This window comes from Thermostichus sp. MS-CIW-37, from assembly GCF_054060065.1.
In genome coordinates this window covers 78,201-98,654 of sequence record NZ_JBSSCV010000002.1, presented here as the reverse complement: position 1 = coordinate 98,654, position 20,454 = coordinate 78,201, and the positions used below count along the sequence as shown (strand labels likewise).

The window sequence follows — 20,454 nt, the reverse complement described above, 5'->3', positions numbered from 1 at the left end:
CAAGGCCAGCGCCTTGCGCAGGACTCGAACCTGCAACCATCGACTTAGAAGGTCGGTGCTCTATCCATTGAGCTAGCAAGGCCGAAGAAAAGGATGCAGAGCCATTATATCCCCGACCAAGTTCCCAATCCCCAACCCTGCCCACCTGCCTCTGGCTTGGATTTCCGCAGTGTTGCTTGGGCAAATTGCGCGGTTTGCCTTGGGGAGCCAGGGCGGGATCCCTTCACCATGGGAATGTTGGTTTTCGCTCAGGATATGAACGTCAAAGAGATCGTCTGCCAAGCTCTTGGAACGGGACGTCTGGGCGTCTCTCAGGAAACTTGACTGTACGGATAAGGAAGACTTGCAGACGGCAGATGCTTTGAGCAGATGCTTTGATCAGTGCCTTTTTGGATGGCGCTGTGCAGCGGGAGAGCCACAACTGGGCTCCCTGTGCATCGATCCCTTAAAATGGACGAGCCGAAAGCAGAAAAGTACTCGTTTGAGTTCGAGGATCCCATGCAACCGAGCTATTGCGTCGGAGATAAGTCCAAAATGGGTGTTGAGGTGTCGAAAATTGGGATCCCCATGCCCTTGCTCCCTGATCCTGGCTCAGCTGCGGAAAAGAAAGCTGCCTCTGGCACTCAAGCTCTGTCTCCGGCAGCCAAGCGCCTGTTGCGCCTCTACCACGGCGGTAGCTTCATCTTTCTGGGCCTGTTGTGGCTGGTGGTCGGGATCCCTAGCCTTTGGGCTTTGCGAGCGGATATAGCCCGCCTGTGGGATTACTTTACTTGGACGGGCCTGCGATATGCCTTGTTTCACCGCCCAGGATGGCCGACTTTGGGGTTGTTGCTCTGTGTCAGCTTCACGATGGGGATCCTGATTGCCCAAAGCCGCTATGAGCTGTTCGGCCTGTATCCGGTGGAGCGTCTCATGCTGGAGCAGCAATCCCGCTGGATCCTATCCTTGCCGGTGTGGCATCCGCTGCGGCGCTGGTTGGTGCGCAGGTTGGATACTCAAGATTAGGTTTTGGCTGCTACTTGGGATCCCTGCCGGCACCGAGGCAAAATCTCGTTTGCGTGCGGCTGAAATCCCGCACAAGCACCACTTCCGAAGCAGCAGGAGAAGTCAATCACGCCCACCCAAAGCCTCAGCCTGGGATTTTTCCGAGGAAGCCACAGATAGCTTCACAATCCGGGCCAGCCGAGCCTTACGACGAGCGGCTGTGTTTTTGTGCAGGACGCCGGTTTTGGCAGCTTTATCAATGCGGCTGAAAGCAGCACTCATCGCCGCCTGGATTTCCTGCAGAGTTTCTTGCTGTGGGTTGGCGGCATAGGCAGTTGAGAGGGAGATCACTTTCTTCATCAGAGCGCGCACCATGGCTTTGGTGGCTTTATTGCGCAGCCGATTCCGCTCTGCGATCTGAACGCGCTTGATGGCAGATTTGATGCGTGGCATGGTTGAAGGGGAAGTTCCAGCGAAGATCCAGCATACCATCAGAGCTGGAAGCTCCACCAGTTCCTATTGTTCTCCGATGGGATCCCCATGTTTCAAGATTGCAGCTCGCAGATCCGCTTTAACCCACCTGCCCTTTTCTACGGGGTTGCCGCTTGCGATTTGGATCGGGATGGGGCCTTTGAGCTGTTTGTGTGCGGGTTCCGCGGCTCGAATCGAGTCTTGAAGTGGGATGGGCAAACCCTGGTGGATCAAGCAGACGACACCCTGGCCGATGCAGGGCGCATGGCAATTGGGGTGGCTGCTGCCGACTTTGACGGGGACGGGCAGGAAGAACTTTATGTCTTGAACACCGATACCTTCGGCGGGCGCAAGCGCTTTGGGGATCGCCTCTTCGACTGGCAGGGATCCGCCTGGGTGGATCTGTTCTCCCTGCCGCAAAACCAAGATGCCCTCAACTTGACCGCAGGTCGCTCTGTAGCCTGTGTGGATCGTCTTGGCCAGGGGAGCTATGGATTTTTCGTAGCCAACTACGGCGGCCCCATGCGCCTGTATGAGCTGGCCTCCAACCAGATGATCGCCGATGTAGCGCCGGAAGCGGGATTGAATCGGGTGACGGGCGGGCGGGGGTTGGTGGCCGTGCCCTTGGTCTCGCAGCGGATGGACATTTTTGCCGTCAATGAGCAGGGACCTAACTTTCTGTTTCGCAACCGGGGAGATGGCACCTTTGAAGAGATTGCCGCTGAGGTGGGCCTAGCAGATCCCGACGAGCATGGGCGCGGCGTGGCGGCGGTGGATCTGGATGGGGATGGACGGCTGGATTTGCTCTATGGCAACTGGGAAGGCCCCCATCGCCTCTGGATCCAGACCCCCGACGGTTTTTTTAAGGATGTAGCCCCCCCGGAGTTGGCTAGGCCCTCCCGCATTCGCACAGTCATCGCTGCCGACTTCGACAACGACGGCTACTCAGAGCTGTTTTTCAACAACATCGGCGAGCCCAACCGTCTGTTTGCTTGGCGCTCAGGCCGTTGGCAAGCCATTGACATTGGAGATGCTGCCGAGCCGCAGGGATTGGGGACAGGAGCAGCAGTGGCCGATGTGGATGGGGATGGTCGTCTGGAATTGTTGATTGCCCATGGGGAGTCTGGCGCCCAGCCTCTCAGCTTCTATCGCCCTCAGGCCAATGCCAACAACTGGCTGAGAGTTCTGCCCCTCACCCGCCAGGGAGCCCCGGCCCGCGGCGCGTTGGTAAGGCTGCTCACCTCCACCCGTACCCAGATCCAGGCCATCGACGCCGGCAGCGGCTACCTCTGTCAGATGGAGCCGGTGGCCCACTTTGGCCTGGGATCCGAAACAGGGGTCAAGGAAATCCAGATCCAGTGGCCGGATGGGAAACAGTTGCAGGTGGCCCACCCACCGGTCAACCAGCTTTTGCGGATCCCTTATCCCCGCTAGCCGCCAATCTGAGACATGGTGCGCCGGTAGGATCCCTGGCTGCCGGTGTCCCGCCCTTTGAAGTTGATATCCGGCTTGATGTCCAGCAATTCCCGCACCTGCTGCCTTAGCCTTTCGGCAGGGATCCCAGCTCGCAGCGGATCCCGCAGGTTGATTTGGCCGGATTCGTTGAGCAGGCAAGGGCGCAGCCAACCGTCGCTGGACAGCCGCATGCGGTTGCATCGATCGCAAAAGCACTCCGACATCTGGCTGATAAAGCCCAAGGTGCCTTTTGCCCCTGGGATGCGAAACACATCTGCCGGCCCATTGCCGGCCACAAACCCGGGTTCCAGGCCAAAGCGAGCGCGAATTCGCTGTCGCAGCACCTCAGACTCTACCCAGCCCGTCTGCTGGAAGAGGGCAGCATTGCCGATGGGCATAAACTCGATGAAGCGCACATGCCATTGCCGCTCCAGGGTAAGGGCAGCCAGATCTTCCACTTCCGATTCGTTGAGCCCAGGGATCACCACCACATTCAACTTGAGGGGATCAAACCCCACTTGGTGGGCAACTTGGATCCCGGCCCAGACCTGCTGCCAGCGATCCCGCCCTGTGATCAGTCGAAAGGTCTCGGGGTTGAGGGAATCAAAGCTGATGTTGATGCGGCGCAGCCCCGCTTCATAGAGGAGTTGGGCCTTTTGGCTGAGGTTGAAGCCGTTGGTGGTAAGGGACACATCTCTCACCCCAGGCAGGCTGCACAGGGCCCGGATGAGATACTCCAGCCCCGGCCTGAGCAGGGGTTCGCCGCCGGTGAGGCGAAAGCAATCGATCCCCAAGGGCAAAAACACCTCTTGAACCAGCGTAAGGATTTCCTCATCAGTCAAGCGCTCTGGGGCTTGCAGCCAGGCCAACTCTGCCTCGTCGGGCATGCAGTACTGGCAGCGGAAATTGCAGCGATCGATCAAGCTGATGCGCAGATAGTTGACGGTCGGCATGGCAAGCTGGGCCAGGAAAAAAATGGCAACCTTTCCCCTCAAGGGCACTTTCCGTCGCTTTTGGAAAACCTCCCAGAGTCTTCATCCGTGAAGGCAGCGAGAACCGTCTTGAGATTTTAGCTGGCGGGGGCAACACCTCCAGTTTGCAGGATACTGCGAGGATTGAGGTGCAAATCTCTACCCAGATTCATTGCAGTGCTTCGCGTGCAGCAGGGGTGGTGAAGCAGCGAGCCAGCAGAAAGAACAATCCCTCCATCTCCGCTGGCTGCTCAGCCTATGGCTTTTGTGTGATGACCGACAAAGGCGCACCGCCACAGGAAGGCAGGCAGCAGGTGGTGATACACAACGCGCCCATCACAACCCTGACCATGAGTCCACCCTCAAGGCGCAGGGTGCTGGGCAAGCCTATGGTGGAGGCCGGTCATGGGCAGTTCCTGAACTCGGCGCTGCCCTGGGTTGGGTTCAAGCGGGGCAAGGCTGGAGCCAGAGAGAGGGCGGCAGGCACCTCTCAGGAGTGTCCGGCGTGGGGTGAGGCGCTGAGAACCCGCTGGTATGAGTGCTCTTGTGGCTGTTGGCTGCCCAGGGATGTTGCCGGTGGGATGGTGCTGCGGGATCGGGTTGGGGAGCGCGGTGAGGTGCTCGCCAGGGGGACGAAGTCCTCAAAGGCCCCTGGAGAGGTTCTGGCGGGGATGTCCTCTAGGGCATCGGGTCAAGACTCGGTGAAGGGGGAATCTCCTGCTACTTGCTTTGCGTTAGCGGGATGAGCGTCAAAACTGGGCTTGGATGCGGTCAAACAAGGCCCCATCGGCAAAAAAGCGGTTTTGGACAACCTCCCAGCCTCCCAGGTCGGCGACGGTAACCAGCTTCTCAACAGGAGGGTACCGCCAGGCAAACTCTTGGGCCACCGTCGGCTCCACCGGGCGAAAGCCCACCTCGGCAAAGGCCCGCTGCGCTTCTGGGGTGAATAGGTAGTCCACAAAGGCTTCGGCCACGGCACGGGTACCTTTGCGATCCACATTGGCATCCACCACGGCTACGGGGTTGTCGATGGAAATGTTGGGGTCGGGCACCACATAGGACAGGGATTGGCCGCGCAAGCCCGCCAGGATCACCTCATGTTCGTAGGTGAGCAGGGCATCCCCTTGCCCTTTCTGGAAAAAAACATCGGTGGCCTCCCGCGAGTCCCGCGGCAAAATACGGACATTTTTGTAGACCTGGGTGGTGAAGGCCAGGGCCTGAGGTTCAGGGACAGCGCTCCAGAGGGCTAAAAAGTTCCAGCGAGCCCCCCCTGAGGTTTTGGGGTTGGCGGTAACCACCTGCAAGCCGGGCCGAGCCAGATCTTGCCAAGAGCGGATCCCCTGGGGGTTGCCCTCCCGCGTTACAATTACTGCCACCGAACGGGTAACGATCCCTTGGTTGGGGGTGCGGGCTTCCCATCCCGGCTGGATGAGACCCGCAGCCACGAGGCGCTCCACATCCAAAGCCAGGGCCAAGGCCACCACATCGGCATCCAGCCCGTCAATAACTGCCCGCGATTGCGTTGCCGAGCCGCCGTAGCTGCTTTCCACCCGCACCCGTTGCCCCGTTTTCGCCAGCCAATCGGCCTCAAAAGCAGGGATGATCTGCCGGTAGGCATCCCGCGTCACCGCAAAAGAAGCGAGGAGGATCCTGACTTCCCCCTGCAATCCCCCCCCTCGGCCACAGCCGCCAAGGCCAAGCAGAAGGCAGAGCAGCAGGGATCCCATCCCCAGCCACCGTCCCCCGCTCGCCAGCAGCCTCTGGATCCCGCCTGTCTTTGTAACCTCCATAGCCGTCCTCAAAACCTCGGGCCGCCCTCGCCCCCAGCCTCTCTCCGACAGAGGGGCTCCGCTTGCTGTAGGCGGAAGGAGCAGGCCCTTGTTCCTATTCTACGGTAAGCCGGTCGGCAAACCGTTTTTATTTAAGGATCCCTAGGCAGGACAGGGGGTGGGGATCGCCGCATCGACAGCGAGATCCAGCGTGGCCTTGAGAATGCCAGGATCCTCTGGAGAAGGGCGCAACTGAAACCCCAGCCGCTGACACAGGCGGCGCATGGCCTCGTTTTCGCCAAGAACCTCGCCGGTGAGGTGCTGGATCCCTTCGCAGCGGGCCACCTGAATGAGGCGGGTCAACAGCTCTGTGCCAATCCCTTGCCGTTGGTAGGGATCCGCCACCAGCATGGCAAACTCTGCTTCTTGGGGAAAGCCATGTTTTCTGGAGAGGCGGCTGATGCCGAGGATTAAGGACTTCGTCCCGCTGACGCGATTGGCCTCTGGCTCCTGTTTTTCTGCTACTAAGGCAATCTCGCGGTCGTAATCGTTAAAGCAAATGCGGGTAAGGCGCTCGTGGGCGATGCGGGCGCTGTATTTGATCGGGTGGAAGTAGCGCAGATAGACGCTGTAATCGGAGACGTGGCGGTGAAAATCGATCACCAAAGGCTCGTCTTCAGGGCGAATGGGGCGAATGGTGATGCCGTCCCGGAAGCTCCAGATGTACTGGGTGGGATAGGGGCGGATGGCCAAGGGCACCTGGGGATCCTGCTCGGTTCGCAAAATGACGCGGGCATCCAAAGCCAGCAGGCCCTCGCTGGAAGCCAGCAGCGGATTGATGTCGATCTCTTTAATCTCCCGCTGCTCGGCCACCAGTTGGCTAAAACGCACCAAGAGCTGTTCTAGGGCCTCCAGATCGACGGCTGGGCGTCCCCGCACCCCCTTGAGGGCTTTGTAGATGAGGGTGTTTTCCATCAGACGCCGGGCCAAGGTGGTGTTGAGGGGGGGAAGGCCAATGGAGCGATCCTGAAACACCTCCACCAGCTGTCCGCCACTGCCAAACAGCAACACCGGCCCAAACTGGGGATCCTGGCTGCTCCCCAGGATCAGCTCATAGCCATCCGTGTCCACCATCGGCTGCACCGTGACCCCCTGGAAGTGCTCCGGCCCCGCTTTCTCGCTGACGTTGCGGAGGATTTGCCCGAAGGCCCGGCGCACCGCCTCAGCATCGGGCAGGTTGAGCTGCACGCCGCCCACATCGGTTTTGTGGGTGAGGGTGTGGGAGTAGAGCTTCACCACCACTGGGTAACCCATGGCCTCGGCAGCTTCCACTGCTGCTTCGGGGCTCTCGGCCACCCGCGTCGGCACCACGGGGATCCCGTAGGCGGCCAGGATCTCTTTGGACTCCGCCTCGGTTAGAAGCGTTCGACCTTCCCGCCGAGCTTGGCTAAAGGTTTGCTGCACCTTGTCGCGCTCTACCGCTGTTGAAGGGGGCAGAGTGGGGGTCTCGTAGAGGGCCTTGAGGTTGTAGCTAAATCGCCACAAATAGCCGAACACCCGCGCCGCTTGATCCGGGTAGCGATAGGTAGGGATCCCCGCTTGGTTGAGGATGTGCTCGCCCGCATCCACGCCAGCTCCCCCCATCCAACTGGCCAGGATAGGCTGCCGGGATCCACTGCGCCGCCAGGTCTCCACCACTTTCTCGGCAGTGGCCGTGGGATCCGTCATGGCTTGGGGGGTGAGGATGACCAGGCAACCCTGGCTGCCGGGATCCCGCAACACCACTTCCAAAACTTGGGCAAAGCGCTCCGGATCTGCGTCCCCCAAAATATCAATGGGATTGCCGTGGCTCCAGTGGGGGGGCAAGAGCTGGTTAAGCTGCTCCAGGGTTTGGGGGGAGAGCTGGGCCAGGGATCCCCCGGCGCGGATGAGGGCATCGGTGGCCAGCACCCCTGGCCCGCCGGCATTGGTGAGGATGGTCAGGTGAGGGCCCTGAGGACGGGGCTGTTTGGCCAGCACCTCCGCCAGGTCGAAGAGATCTTCAATGTGATCCACCCGCAGCACGCCGCAACGGCGGAAGGCCGCATCCAACACTGCATCGCTGCCGGTGAGGGAGCCCGTGTGGGAAGCGGCTGCTTGGGCTGCCGCCTGGGTGCGCCCCGCCTTGATGACAATGATGGGCTTGCTCAGGGCCACCTCTCGGGCCGCGGACAGAAAAGAGCGGGCATCCCCGATGGATTCCATGTACAAGACAATGCTGTGGGTATGGGGATCCTCGCCCAAGTAGTCGATTAAGTCTCCCCAGCCCACATCCAGCATCGATCCCAGAGAGATAAAGGCACTGAAGCCCACATTTTCCTGCAGGCTCCAGTCCAGGATCGAGGTGCACAGGGCCCCACTTTGGCTGATGAAGCCCACATTGCCGGGCCGGGCCATCTGGGCAGCAAAGGTGGCGTTTAAGCCCGTGTGGGGGTTTTGGATCCCTAGGCAGTTGGGGCCAATCAAGCGCAGCTTCCCAAGGACTCCGTCCCGCTGACGCGATTGGATAGTCTGCTGAATTTGCTTCTCCAGCTCCCAGCCAGCAGGGCCCGTTTCCTTGAAGCCTGCTGAAAGAACAATGGCGCCCTTGACCCCGGCTTCTACGCACTCCTGCACCACCTCGGGCACTCCCGCTGCCGGAATGGCGATAATGGCCAAATCCACCGGCTCCGGCAGAGCGGACAGCCGCTCGTAGGCCCGGATCCCCAACACCTGGTGCCGCTTGGGATTGACCGGGTAAACCGTGCCGCCAAAGGGGTGGCTAATGAGGTTCCACAACACCGTCCGCCCCACGCTGCCCTCCCGCTCCGTGGCCCCCACCACCGCCACCGAACGGGGCAGAAAAATGGGATTCAGGGGATGGGATCGGGCCCTCCAGATATCCACACTGGGATCCAGTCGTTGCCACATACCCTACTCCTTAGGCCAACACTGGTTCCGGCTGATGGTAGAGGGCAGAATCCACCCGGCAGCCCCGATAGGCCAAAACGTACAGCTCCTTCATGTCTTGAATGAGGGGATAGCGGGGGTTGGCGCCGGTGCATTGGTCGTCAAAGGCTTGCTCCGCCATCGCCTCCAGACGGTCGTAAAACTCCCGCTCTTTCTCCCCCAGGGCCTCGCGAATGGTGGCCGGGATCCCCAGTTTCCGCTTGAGTTCTTCGATGGCCTCAATCAGGCGCATGACCTTTTCATCGTCATCCGCCCCGCCCAACTGCAGGTAATCGGCAATTTCCGCGTAGCGGTGTTTGGCGTTGGGATAGCGGTATTGGGGAAAAATGGCCTGCTTAAAGGGGGCGTCGGTGGCGTTGTAACGGATGACGTGGGTAATCATCAGGGCGTTGGCCAGTCCGTGGGGCAGATGGAAGGTGGATCCCAGCTTGTGGGCCAGGGAGTGGCACACCCCCAAAAAGGCGTTGGCAAAGGCCATGCCGGCAATGGTGGCGGCGTAGTGGACTTTTTCCCGCGCTTCGGGATCTGCAGCACCTTTTTCATAGGCCCGCGGCAAGTAGGTCATGAGCAGCTTGATGGCTTGTAATGCCAGCCCATCGGTAAAATCGCTGGCCATCACCGACACATAGGCTTCCAGAGCGTGGGTGAGGGCATCGATACCCCCGTAAGCCGTTAGCTTCTTGGGCATCTTTAAGGTGAGATCCGGATCCACAATGGCCATGGTGGGGGTGAGGGCGTAGTCCGCCAGGGGGTATTTGATCCCCACCCGGTCATCGGTCACTACGGCAAAGGGCGTCACCTCGGATCCCGTGCCGGAAGTGGTGGGGATGCAGATGAGCTGAGCTTTTTGCCCCAGTGGCGGCAGCTCGTAAACCCGCTTGCGGATGTCCATAAAGCGCATCGCCAAGCCTTCAAACTCCACCTGGGGCTGCTCGTACATCAGCCACATCACCTTGGCCGCATCCATCGGGGATCCCCCGCCGACCGCGATGATCACATCCGGTTGAAACTGGCGCAACTGCTCCAGACCGCGATTGACGTTGCTGAGGGTGGGATCCGGCTCTACATCGTGGTACACATCCCAGCTCACGCGAATCTCATCCAAAACCTGGGTGATGGGATGCAATATGCCCAACTCAAAGAGCGGCTTATCGGTCACCAAAAAGGCGCGTTTTTTGCCGGCCAATTCCCGCAGAGCAATAGGCAGACATCCGGGCTTGAAGTAAACCTTGGGCGGGATCCGAAACCAGAGCATGTTTTCCCGACGTTGGGTTACCGTTTTAATGTTGAGCAGGTGGCGCGGCCCCACATTCTCGGAGATCGAATTGCCTCCCCAAGTGCCACAGCCCAAAGTCAGAGAGGGATCCAGCTTGAAGTTGTAGAGATCCCCGATTGCCCCCTGGGAAGAGGGAGTATTGATCAACACTCGCGCCGTTTGTAGGGCATTTTCAAAGTAGGCAATATCGTCCCGATTGGCGGGATCTGTATACAAAACAGAGGTGTGTCCCCGCCCGCCGAAATTGACCAGTTGGACAGCAACATCTACGGCGCTGTGGAAATCGTTGGCGCGGTAGAGGGCCAGAACAGGGGCCAATTTTTCGTAGGAGAAGGGCTCCTCCGGCCCCACCTTCTCCACTTCCCCGATCAACAGCTTGGCACCTTCGGGAACCTGGATCCCGGCCAGGGTGGCGATGGTTTGCACCGGTTGGCCCACAATGGCCGGATTGAGGCGACCGTCTTTGAGAAGGATGCGGCGCACGGCTTCGGTTTGTTCCAGATCCAAAATGTAGGCCCCCCGATGGCGAAACTCGGCCTTGACCTGCTCGTAGATGGCATCCACCACCACCACTGCCTGTTCTGAGGCACAGATCATGCCGTTGTCGAAGGTCTTGCTCAACAGAATCGAGCTGACGGCTGTGGGGATGTCGGCACTGGCATCGATCACTGCCGGGGTATTGCCCGCTCCCACCCCCAAAGACGGGTGGCCCGAAGAATAGGCCGCTTTAACCATGCCAGGCCCGCCGGTAGCCAAGATCAGCTTCACCTCAGGATGCTGCATTAAGGCCTGAGAAAGCTCGATGGTGGGCTCGTCGATCCAGCCGATCAACCCCACAGGAGCGCCCGCTGCCTCGGCAGCTTCTCTGACCACTTTGGCCGCGGCAATGGTGCATTGTTTAGCCCGCGGGTGGGGAGAAAAGATAATGCCGTTGCGGGTTTTTAGGGTGATCAGAGCCTTGAAAATGGTCGTTGACGTGGGGTTGGTTACCGGCACAATACCTGCCAAAAGACCCACCGGTTCAGCAATTCTCTCGTAGCCAAAACTCTCATCCCGCTCGATGACTCCACAGGTCTTTTCGTGTTTGTATTTGTTGTAAATGTATTCCGAGGCAAAGTGATTTTTGATCACCTTGTCTTCCACAATGCCCATGCCGGTTTCCTGTACCGCCAGCTTGGCCAACGGGATCCGTTCGTTGTTGGCAGCCAGAGCGGCTTTGTGAAAAATCCGGTCTACCTGTTCTTGGGTGAAAGTTGCATATTCAGCTTGGGCAGCCTTCACCTGCTGGATCAAGGTTTCCAGCTCGGCTAGATTGGTTACTGGCATCGGTGGATCCCTCCAAAACCTCATCAAGACTTAGACAATGGGAATAATCGACAATCAGATATTTGGCTGAAATCGCTGCGTAACCGATTGCGTCAGCAGGACGGAGTCCTTATAGCAAGCTAGACGCCAACAGGAGCAGGAACTTGGATTTCGGTGGTCAAGGTGGGGGGATGGGTGAGCGTATTGTGAATGATGCAGGCATCAACTGCTTTTTCCAGCCCCTTTTGATGCCTTCCGTCCAGCGGGATCCCGATTTTGACTTGGATGCGAATGTTGTCTAGGCGAGCCGGATGCTCAACTTTCTCCGCCGTGACCACCACAGCCAACCCACTGGGATCCAACTGTCGCGCTTCCAGATATTTGACGGCATAAAAACCAACACAGGCACCCAGAGAAGCCAAAAACCATTCCGGCGGCGTCATTCCCTGATCTCGACCGTGATTGTCCAAAGGCTGGTCGCTGAGAATGCGGTGCCCTCGGCTTTCCGCTTGGAACTGAACACCATCGCGGTAGGTGACGCAAACTTCCATTGGGGATCCCTCCTCTTGGGGTATTCTTCAGTTCACATAGAGTCCGTAAAGTTAGCCTGGGGATCAACTTGGATTCCAGTCAGCTCAGGGCCAATCTGGAGACGGTGCAGAGGTTTTAGAGATTAACTGTGAATCACTTCGGATCTAAGCGTGACCTGGCTATGCTGACCCAAGCCGCAACTGCAGAATTGTCAAATAGCCACCAGTCCTTGATCCCGAAAGATTTGTAAGGCGTGATTCACCTGTTCGGGTGTGGGTGGATCGACATCGGCAAGGGTGTAAGGCAATCCCAATTGCTGCCATTTGTATTCCCCCATCTTGTGAAAGGGCAAAACTTCCACTCGCTTCACGTTGGATAAGGTGGCCACAAACTCGGCCAGGCCCTTAATGTTTTCCTCGGGATCCGTCAGCCCCGGAACAAGTACAAAACGAATCCAGGTGGGCTTGTGGATCTGGTCTAAATAGCGGGCCAGATTAAGAGTGGGTTCTAGCGAAACGCCGGTAACCTTTCGATACAGCTCCGGCAGATAAGACTTGATATCGAGCAACACCAAATCTGTATGCTCCAACACAGGCTTGGCTGCTTCCAGTTGCCCATAGCCAGAGGTATCCAAAGCCGTGTGCAAGCCCAACTCATGACAGCGACGGAAGATCTCAGCTACAAAGGTGGGTTGCAGCAAAGGCTCTCCCCCGGTAGCCGTAACTCCCCCCCCTCGCAAGTAATTCCTGTAGCGTTGGATCTCGGCAATTAAAGACTCAACCGTAACAAGCTGTCCCGCCTCCGGATCCCGACAGTCGGGGTTGTGGCAATACAAACAGCGAAGTGGACAACCCTGTGTAAAAATTACGAAGCGGATTCCTGGCCCATCGACGGTGCCACAGGTTTCCACCGAGTGAATGCGCCCAGCAATTGGTGTCAGGGGGTTCATAACGGTATCCATACTTTTATCCTGGATGACTTTTGCAAAATATCAATCAATCTTGAGGTTTTCTTCCAGATTGCTAACTCGGGTTAAATAGAACACAGTTTCCGTTTCTCTTTGGATTAGGTTGGGGCTAGATTTTTTTAGATCCCTAGGGTCTTTTAGCTAGACCGCTGCTATCCTGGCTGGCAGGGAGAAGGCGGGATAAAAAGCCAAAAGGTCAGCTCAGGGATCCCACCCAGCTCAGACCGATGGGTCGTGTGGGCTAGGCACGGAGGTATCCACCGCGATGCCGTGCAGGCGGTGGGCCTTGGGATCGAAATCCTTCGGGAAATGGGTATAGGCATCGACATCTGCGTGATCCAACAAGGCTCCTTCTAAGAGCGCCCCTCGAAAATCGCTGCCAAAGAGGAGACATCCCCGCAAATCGGCTCCCGATAGGTTAGCTCCGCTGAAGTCGGCATAGCTGAGATCGCACCCCCGCAAATTGGCCCCCGCCAAGTTGGCTCCGCCGAAGTCGGCATAGCTGAGATCGGCACCGGCCAAATGGATCCCCTGCAGGTTAGCCCCTTGCAAATCGATCTCCCGAAAATCGCGCCGTCCTGAGACATACTGGCTGACCAGATCTGCAGCGCTACAAACAGTCATCGTCATCGGGCCTCCTCGGTTATCGATGGGGGATCCCTTCCATCGACCCCGGTATGGGCGGACTTCAGGGATCCCCGGCCTTGTTTTTAGCAGTGTTGATGGAACGTGCGGTTAACGACATCCAGTTGCTGCTCGCGGGTGAGCTTGATGAAGTTCACCGCATAGCCGGAAACCCGGATGGTGAGCTGTGGGTAGAGCTCCGGGTGCTCCATGGCATGCAGCAGGGTCTCGCGGTTGAGAACATTGACGTTGAGGTGGAAACCGCCATCCCGCATGTAGCCATCCAGCAGCCCCACCAAGTTGGTGACCCGCTCCTCTTCGGTGCGGCCTAGAGCGGCGGGCACAATAGAAAAGGTATTGGAGATCCCATCCAGAGCGTCGGCATAGGGCAGCTTGGCCACCGAAGCCAGCGACGCCACCGCCCCCTTCGTGTCCCGGCCATGCATGGGGTTGGCCCCTGGGGCAAAGGGTTCGCCCGCTCGCCGCCCGTCGGGGGTGTTGCCGGTTTTCTTGCCGTAGACCACGTTGGAGGTGATGGTGAGGATGGACTGGGTGGGGATGGCATTGCGGTAGGTCTTGTGCTTGCGCAGCTCGGCCATGAAGGTCTGCACCAGTTGCACCGCAATGGAGTCAACTCGGTCGTCGTTGTTGCCGTATTTGGGGAAGTCGCCCTCCACCGCGTAATCCACCACTAGGCCCCGCTCATCCCGGATGGCCCGTACCCGCGCGTATTTGATGGCGGATAGGGAGTCGGCTGTTACCGACAGGCCGGCCAACCCAAAGGCCATGGTGCGCAGCACGTCCCGGTCGTGGAGGGCCATCTCCAGGCGCTCGTAGCAGTACTTGTCGTGCATGTAGTGGATGATGTTCATGGTGTTGACGTAGGTCTTGGCCAGCCAGGCCATCATCTGCGCCATGCGCGGCCACACCTCGTCGTACTCCAGCACGTCGGCGGTGATGGGGGCGAAAGCAGGAGCCACCTGCTCGCCGGAGATCTCATCCCGACCGCCGTTGATGGCGTAGAGCAGGCACTTGGCCAAGTTCACCCGCGCCCCAAAGAACTGCATTTGCTTGCCGATGCGCATGGCCGACACGCAGCAGGCAATGCCGTAGTCATCTCCCCAGTAGGGGCGCATCAGATCGTCGTTTTCGTACTGGATGGAGCTGGTTTCGATGGAGACCTTGGCGCAGTAGCGCTTGAAGGCTTCCGGCAGCCGCTCCGACCAGAGCACGGTCAAGTTGGGCTCGGGCGCTGGGCCAAGGTTGTAGAGGGTATGCAGCATGCGGAAGCTGGTTTTGGTAACCAAAGGCCGCCCATCCAGGCCCATGCCGCCGATGCACTCGGTAACCCAGGTGGGATCCCCGCTGAATAGCTCGTTGTACTCGGGCGTGCGCAAAAACCTGACCATGCGCAGCTTCATAACAAAGTGGTCAATGAGCTCCTGGGCCTCTTCCTCGGTGAGGATCCCGGCCTGCAGATCCCGCTCGATGTAGATGTCCAGGAAGGTGGACACCCGCCCCAAGGACATGGCCGCCCCGTTTTGCTCCTTGACGGCTGCCAGGTAGGCCAGGTACAGCCATTGGATGGCTTCGCGGGCGTTGGCTGCCGGACGGCCCAGGTCAAACCCGTAGCGGGATCCCATCTCTTTCAGCTCTTGTAGGGCCTTAATCTGCTCGGAGAGCTCCTCCCGCAGGCGGATGGTCTCTTCGTCCATCGTGTCCAGGTCTAGACTGGCTTTTTGGGCCTGCTTGTCTTCGATGAGCCGATCCACCCCGTAGAGGGCCACCCGCCGGTAGTCCCCAATGATGCGACCCCGACCGTAGGCATCGGGCAGGCCGGTGATGATCCCGGAGCGGCGGCAGCGGCGCATCTCTTCGGTGTAAGCATCAAAAACGCCGTCGTTGTGGGTTTTGCGGTACTGGGTAAAAATTTCCTTGGTGCGGGGATCCAGCTCGTAGCCATAGGCTTTGAGGGAAGACTCCACCACGCGGATGCCGCCAAAGGGCATGATGGCCCGCTTCAGGGGTTTGTCCGTCTGCAGCCCCACAATTTGTTCCAGCTCTGGGTCGATATAGCCAGGGGCGTGGCTGGTGATGGTAGAGGGAACGGCAGTATCGGCATCTAGGATCCCTCGCTCTCGCTCCAGAGCCATCAAATCCTTGACCTTGGCCCACAGCCGCTGGGTGCGCTCGGTGGCTGCAGCTAAAAAGGTTTCATCGCCGGTGTAGGGGGTGTAATTCCGTTGAATAAAGTCTCTGACATCGATGCAGCGCTGCCAGGATCCCGGCGCAAAATCGCTCAAAACTTTTTGACCGGCTGCGTTGGATCCTGTCCTTGGTTCCGCCTTCAATTCTGTAGGTGATGCTACAGAACGCTGCACACTGGCAACCATAACAATCCTCCCGGCTATTACGCCTGATAATCTATCGACAGGGCGAGGTGACACCTCGGCAGTTGCCCCACGCAGGCTTAAAAAAGAGCCAAAGAACTACCCAATCTCTGCAAGGCTTCCAGGGATCCTACGAAGGGCTTTTAGCAACTCCTCTGTTTCTTTTTTGGGCGTTCTAAATACACCTCGCCTGATTTAATTTTAGTCCCTTGCGCTCTGAGGATATTTTCGGTCGCGTGGTTTTTTAATCTTATTTTTATCCTATTTTTTAACACTGTCTTAATGCCTTCTTAATGTTGTTTTACGCTTTTCCATCGGCAAATGGCGGGCCTATGCTGAGGTAGGGCGGCCCAGGTCGCCTGTTGCCGTGAGAACGTCAGGACACTCGACGTTCGCGTTAGCAGTGCCTTGCTCTATGAACCAGTCCAATCGAATCGTCCAAGGGATCCATCACCTGCACTTCTATCTTTGGGATCTGCCCCGTTGGCAGGAACACTTTTGTCAGGTTTGGGGCTTCCGAATGGAAGGACAGCTCAGCAGTACCCTCTGTCTGCGTCAGGGATCCCTGCGCTTGCGCCTGTCTCAGCCTGCTTGCCCTGGGGATGAGGTGGATCGCTATTTGCAGCAACATTCCCCTGGCGTGGTGGATGTGGCCTTGGCGGTGGAGGAGCAAGAGCTGTTGGGCTTGGCAGAGCTTTTGCAGAGGCGAGGAGCCCAAGTGGAGTGGATCCCGGCAGAAGACGAAGGCTGCCCTGCTCTGTGCCTGCGCACTCCTTATGGACTCAGGCATTCTTTGATCCCCAGCTCAGGGATCCTCGATTCAGCTCCCGCCGAGGAGAACTTGTTTTCCCACTGGGATCATGTGGTGTTGAATGTGGAGCGGGGATCCCTGCAGGCAGCGGCAGATTGGTATGGGCAGGTGCTGGGTTGGCGGTCTCTGTATCGCTATAGCATCCGCACCAACACCTCTGGCCTAGAAAGTGTGGTGGTGGGAGATCCTGAAGCCGGGATCCAGTTGGCCATCAACGAGCCCACCTGTGCCGCTTCCCAGATCCAGGAGTTTTTGGATGCCCATCATGGCCCTGGCCTGCAACATGCGGCGTTGCATAGCTCGGATATCGTTGCCGGTGTGCGCCGGCTGCGACAGGGGGGCGTAAACTTTCTGCAGGTGCCGTCGGAGTATTACACAAACCTGGCAAGGGAGCTAGCTTCTGGAGCAGTACTCCGTTCTGGTGGGTTGCCCACCATCTCCTGGCACGACTTGGTGGAGCAGCAGCTCCTTTTGGATACCACCTTGCCTGCTTCTGATTCCCCACACCCCCCCCTGTTGTTGCAAACCTTCACTCAGCCTCTGTTTGGTCGGCCCACGTTTTTTTTCGAGGTCATCCAACGATTGGGTGGAGCCACAGGCTTTGGCGAAGCCAATTTTCAAGCCCTGTTTGAAGCTCTAGAACGCCAACAGCGACAACGGCAGAAGGCTCGGGCCTGTTAACACCCTCGTCAACGCTCTGGGGATCCGGTGGGAGCACTAGGGGAATGTCTCCAGTTAATCAACACAACTGCACCCAGAGTTTCCAGCCGACCGTTCGGGTATGCGGAAGGCGGTCAACTCAAGACAATTGGGCAGCAACGGCTTTCAGCAGGTGTTTTTGGTCAACGGGCTTTGTCAAATAGGCATCGGAGCCAAAACATAGCCCCTGTTCAATCTCTTCGGGAGAGATTTTCGAGGAGAGAAAGACAAAGGGGATGTGAGCTGTAGACTGATCCCATCTCAGGGCATCCAGCACCCCATAGCCGTTCAGCTTGGGCATCACCACATCGCACAACACCAAGTCGGGCATCAGGGTGCGCACCATCTGCAAGCCCTCTTCTCCATCGGTGGCCGCCACCGTGTCGTACCCCGCTCGTTGCAACACCTTCTGCAGATAGGTGCGAATAGAGGGTTCGTCTTCAATCACCAGGATGCGTTTGGACATAACTTTGTAAAAAATTAAACAAAGACCTGGCCCAACCTGTCGGGCCTACTGTCCGCCTTCCCGGAGCCAGAGAGATCCGAGTTGATGCAAGAACAAGTCGAAGAACTACAGCTGCAGCATAGGGAAACTCTGGAAAAAAAAACTCCGCCAAATCGCTCATTCTGGGATCTCCCTGCTCTGCAAAAATCCTGATAGAGTGCGGAACAACTTTCCTCATCCGCAGATTTGCGGTTATGCCAGAAACCCCCCTCCTCCTTTGGGAGAAGTGAAAGCAGCCTATTCCGAAGTCAGTTGACGTTCCATCAGGCGGGTGAGGGCGGCGGTGGGGGTGGTCTGCCCTTGCAACAACAGATGCACTTCCTGGGTGATGGGCACCTGAATGCCGTGCTGGGCAGCGATCTCGACCACGACGGGAGCGGTGTAAACCCCTTCGGCGGTGCCCTCGATCTCCGCCAAAATCTGCGACAAGGGTTGGCCCTGGCCTAGCCCGTAGCCCACTCGGTAGTTGCGGCTCAAGCGGCTGTGGCAGGTGGCCAGCAGATCCCCCAACCCCGACAGGCCGTTGAAGGTTTCTGCCCGTGCCCCCAGCTTGGATCCCACCCGGATCATCTCTGCCAGGCCGCGGGTAACCAGAGCCGCACGGGCATTGGCCCCCAGTTGCAAGCCATCACACACGCCAACAGCGATGGCAATGACATTTTTCAGAGTGCCACCCAGCTCCACCCCCAACGGGTCACTGCTGGTGTAGAGGCGGAACCGCTCTGAAGAAAGGGCATACTGCACCTGCACAGCGGCCCAGGGATCCCGGCTGGCCACCACTGCCGCTGCCGGCAAGCCTTGGCGGATCTCCGCCGAAAGATTAGGCCCCGAAAGCACCACCAGGGGCTGCTCCGGGAAGGTGGCCCCCCAGATTTGGGTAGGGGTCAGAAGCTGCAGTGGATCCAACCCTTTGGTGGCCGAGACCAAAATTGCCTGCGGCGGGATCCCCACTTGGCGCACCGCTTCCACCACAGGGCGTACCCCCGCCATAGAGACGGCTGAGATGAGGATTTGGGATCCCTGGAGCACCTCTGCCAAATCCAGGCCCTTGCGGCGATCCCAAACCCGCACCCGGTGCCCTTGCCCCTGAGCCAGCATTGCCAGGGTACTTCCCCAAGCCCCGGCTCCCAAAATAGCAACACTTTGAGGAGATGTTGGGCTGTGGTCTTCTGCGTTAGTGTTCATCCGACCTTTCCACCCGCAGACTTCTTTTAAGCTTTCCTCGTGAGATGCCTCTCAAAAAACCTGCACCGGCGAAGGGAAGACCAACGGCAAAGGTTAGTATGGGTGGATACCAAATCATGGGTTAGCTCGAGAGCAGACGACATGGCAGAAGCAGGGATCCCCCGCCTTCCTCCTGAGGTAGCCGCCAAGATGGGAACCTGGCAGCACGGCTATGCCCTTACCAATGGCATTCAACTGCACTACGTCACCCAAGGGGAAGGGGAGCTGGCGATCTTGTTGCACGGTTTCCCGGAGTTTTGGTACTCCTGGCGGCATCAGATTCCGGTGTTGGCGCAGCGGTTTCGCGTGGTGGCACCCGACATGCGCGGCTACAACGATTCCGACAAACCGGATCACGGCTACGACTTGGATACCCTTACTGAGGATATTCGCGGCTTGCTGAGCCACTTTGGGGCTCAGAGGGCGGTGGTCGTAGCCCACGATTGGGGGGGAGCCATTGCCTGGCACTGGGCGCAATTTTTTCCTGAGGAGATTCGCAAGCTGGCCGTCCTCAATTCTCCCCATCCGGCCTGCTTTCGCCGGGAATTCTTGAGCAACTTGGATCAACTGCGCCGCAGTTGGTACCTGTTCTTTTTTCAATTGCCTTGGCTGCCAGAGTGGGTGCTGCAGTGGGATTTGGGAGATTGGGTGCGCCGCATTTTCCAGGAAACCTCGGTGCGCAAAAGCGCCTTCACCCGCCACGACCTCAAGCTCTACCAAGAGGCCCTCTCCAAACCCAAGGTTCTCACCTCTGCCCTCAACTACTACCGCCAGCTGTTTAACCTGCCCACCTTGCAGAACCTGTTTTTGCAGCCCATGCGGCAAATCCTCGCCCCTACCCTGCTGATTTGGGGAGAAGAAGACTTTGCCCTCAGCCGCGAGCTAACCGAGGGGATGGATCCCTTTTTCCCCAACGGCCTGCGCAAGGAGTACATCCCCGAATGCGGCCATTGGGCGCAGCAGGAAGCTCCGCAAACCGTAAATCGGCTGCTGATGGAGTTTCTCTAGTGGGCCGGGCTTGGGATCCGCCCTTTACCATCTCCGAGAGTTCACCCTAGAATAATCCACTGAGTTCTACGGGAGAACCGGCATGGCCCTGGAGTATCCATCCCATCTGCGCTACGTGGACACCCACGAGTACATCCATGTTGAGGATGATATTGCGGTGATTGGGATCACAGCTTATGCCGTCGATCAACTGGGGGATATCGTTTTCGTGGGCTTGCCCGAAGAAGGGACAGAGATTGAAAAAGGGGAAAGCTTTGGCTCGGTGGAATCGGTCAAAGCCGTCGAAGATCTCTATGCCCCTCTTTCTGGAGAGGTGGTGGCCGTGAATACAGCGGTGGTGGAGAGCCCCGAAAGCCTTGCCGACGATCCCTATGGCGATGGCTGGCTGATCAAGGTGCGCATTGCCAACCCCGAAGATCTCGAGGACACCATGAGCGCCGAAGCCTACGCCAGTTTGGTGGAGGGATCCTAAACTC

16 protein-coding genes and 1 tRNA gene are annotated in these 20,454 nt (G+C 58.4%); 5 read left to right on the top strand and 12 right to left on the bottom strand.

The window, feature by feature from the left end; translation table 11 throughout:
- Positions 1–9 precede the first annotated feature (9 nt).
- Positions 10–82 (bottom strand) — tRNA-Arg (locus ACVWYZ_RS01580).
- A 485-nt stretch (positions 83–567) separates the two neighbouring features.
- Between ACVWYZ_RS01580 and ACVWYZ_RS01575 the strand changes: the two genes are divergently transcribed.
- The gene (locus ACVWYZ_RS01575; protein WP_414341644.1) at positions 568–1,005 is read left to right on the top strand and encodes a hypothetical protein; all 438 of its coding nucleotides are present in this window, start codon (positions 568–570) and stop codon (positions 1,003–1,005) included.
- Between the two features lie 102 nt (positions 1,006–1,107).
- Here the strand turns inward: ACVWYZ_RS01575 and rpsT are convergent, their stop codons facing one another.
- Positions 1,108–1,437, bottom strand: a complete 330-nt coding sequence (gene rpsT, locus ACVWYZ_RS01570) for a 30S ribosomal protein S20 (RefSeq protein ID WP_414331315.1) — start codon at positions 1,435–1,437, stop codon at positions 1,108–1,110.
- Positions 1,438–1,524: 87 nt separating this feature from the next.
- On the opposite strand from rpsT, the gene ACVWYZ_RS01565 reads away from it, so the two are divergent.
- Complete coding sequence (locus tag ACVWYZ_RS01565; protein WP_457465671.1) at positions 1,525–2,889, top strand: CRTAC1 family protein; 1,365 nt, start codon at positions 1,525–1,527, stop codon at positions 2,887–2,889.
- Here the strand turns inward: ACVWYZ_RS01565 and moaA are convergent.
- The 8 genes from moaA to pflB all read right to left on the bottom strand — a co-directional run bounded on the left by moaA (position 2,886) and on the right by pflB (position 15,734).
- The gene (moaA, locus tag ACVWYZ_RS01560) at positions 2,886–3,863 is read right to left on the bottom strand and encodes a GTP 3',8-cyclase MoaA (protein ID WP_457465768.1); all 978 of its coding nucleotides are present in this window, start codon (positions 3,861–3,863) and stop codon (positions 2,886–2,888) included. The genes ACVWYZ_RS01565 and moaA overlap by 4 nt on opposite strands.
- A gap of 767 nt (positions 3,864–4,630) precedes the next feature.
- A complete protein-coding gene (locus ACVWYZ_RS01555) occupies positions 4,631–5,671 on the bottom strand; it encodes a sulfate ABC transporter substrate-binding protein (protein WP_457465669.1) in 1,041 nt (346 codons plus the stop codon).
- A gap of 141 nt (positions 5,672–5,812) precedes the next feature.
- Positions 5,813–8,599, bottom strand: coding sequence for a bifunctional acetate--CoA ligase family protein/GNAT family N-acetyltransferase (locus ACVWYZ_RS01550; protein ID WP_457465667.1), 2,787 nt, complete (start codon positions 8,597–8,599; stop codon positions 5,813–5,815).
- Between the two features lie 10 nt (positions 8,600–8,609).
- Positions 8,610–11,240: a bifunctional acetaldehyde-CoA/alcohol dehydrogenase gene (gene adhE, locus ACVWYZ_RS01545; protein ID WP_457465665.1), complete on the bottom strand. Its 2,631-nt coding sequence runs from the start codon at positions 11,238–11,240 to the stop codon at positions 8,610–8,612.
- A 119-nt stretch (positions 11,241–11,359) separates the two neighbouring features.
- Positions 11,360–11,770 carry an OsmC family protein gene (locus ACVWYZ_RS01540; RefSeq protein WP_457465663.1) on the bottom strand — a complete coding sequence of 137 codons (411 nt, stop codon included), beginning with the start codon at positions 11,768–11,770 and terminating at the stop codon, positions 11,360–11,362.
- Between the two features lie 191 nt (positions 11,771–11,961).
- The gene (pflA, locus tag ACVWYZ_RS01535; RefSeq protein ID WP_457465661.1) at positions 11,962–12,711 is read right to left on the bottom strand and encodes a pyruvate formate-lyase-activating protein; all 750 of its coding nucleotides are present in this window, start codon (positions 12,709–12,711) and stop codon (positions 11,962–11,964) included.
- A gap of 225 nt (positions 12,712–12,936) precedes the next feature.
- Positions 12,937–13,347 carry a pentapeptide repeat-containing protein gene (locus tag ACVWYZ_RS01530; RefSeq protein ID WP_457465659.1) on the bottom strand — a complete coding sequence of 137 codons (411 nt, stop codon included), beginning with the start codon at positions 13,345–13,347 and terminating at the stop codon, positions 12,937–12,939.
- An 80-nt stretch (positions 13,348–13,427) separates the two neighbouring features.
- Positions 13,428–15,734 carry a formate C-acetyltransferase gene (gene pflB, locus ACVWYZ_RS01525; RefSeq protein WP_457465657.1) on the bottom strand — a complete coding sequence of 769 codons (2,307 nt, stop codon included), beginning with the start codon at positions 15,732–15,734 and terminating at the stop codon, positions 13,428–13,430.
- A gap of 412 nt (positions 15,735–16,146) precedes the next feature.
- Here pflB and ACVWYZ_RS01520 point away from each other — a divergent pair, with 412 nt between their 5' ends.
- Positions 16,147–17,223 carry a VOC family protein gene (locus ACVWYZ_RS01520; protein ID WP_457465655.1) on the top strand — a complete coding sequence of 359 codons (1,077 nt, stop codon included), beginning with the start codon at positions 16,147–16,149 and terminating at the stop codon, positions 17,221–17,223.
- Positions 17,224–17,341: 118 nt separating this feature from the next.
- On the opposite strand, the gene ACVWYZ_RS01515 is transcribed toward ACVWYZ_RS01520, so the two are convergent.
- Both ACVWYZ_RS01515 and ACVWYZ_RS01510 read right to left on the bottom strand, forming a co-directional pair.
- Entirely contained in the window at positions 17,342–17,707 is a 366-nt protein-coding gene (locus ACVWYZ_RS01515) for a response regulator (protein ID WP_457465653.1), read from the bottom strand.
- A 276-nt stretch (positions 17,708–17,983) separates the two neighbouring features.
- Positions 17,984–18,931 carry an NAD(P)H-dependent glycerol-3-phosphate dehydrogenase gene (locus tag ACVWYZ_RS01510; protein WP_457465652.1) on the bottom strand — a complete coding sequence of 316 codons (948 nt, stop codon included), beginning with the start codon at positions 18,929–18,931 and terminating at the stop codon, positions 17,984–17,986.
- Positions 18,932–19,072: 141 nt separating this feature from the next.
- Here ACVWYZ_RS01510 and ACVWYZ_RS01505 point away from each other — a divergent pair, with 141 nt between their 5' ends.
- A complete protein-coding gene (locus ACVWYZ_RS01505; protein ID WP_414331097.1) occupies positions 19,073–19,978 on the top strand; it encodes an alpha/beta fold hydrolase in 906 nt (301 codons plus the stop codon).
- 82 nt (positions 19,979–20,060) lie between these two features.
- Positions 20,061–20,450, top strand: a complete 390-nt coding sequence (gcvH, locus tag ACVWYZ_RS01500) for a glycine cleavage system protein GcvH (protein WP_011432013.1) — start codon at positions 20,061–20,063, stop codon at positions 20,448–20,450.
- Positions 20,451–20,454 lie beyond the last annotated feature (4 nt).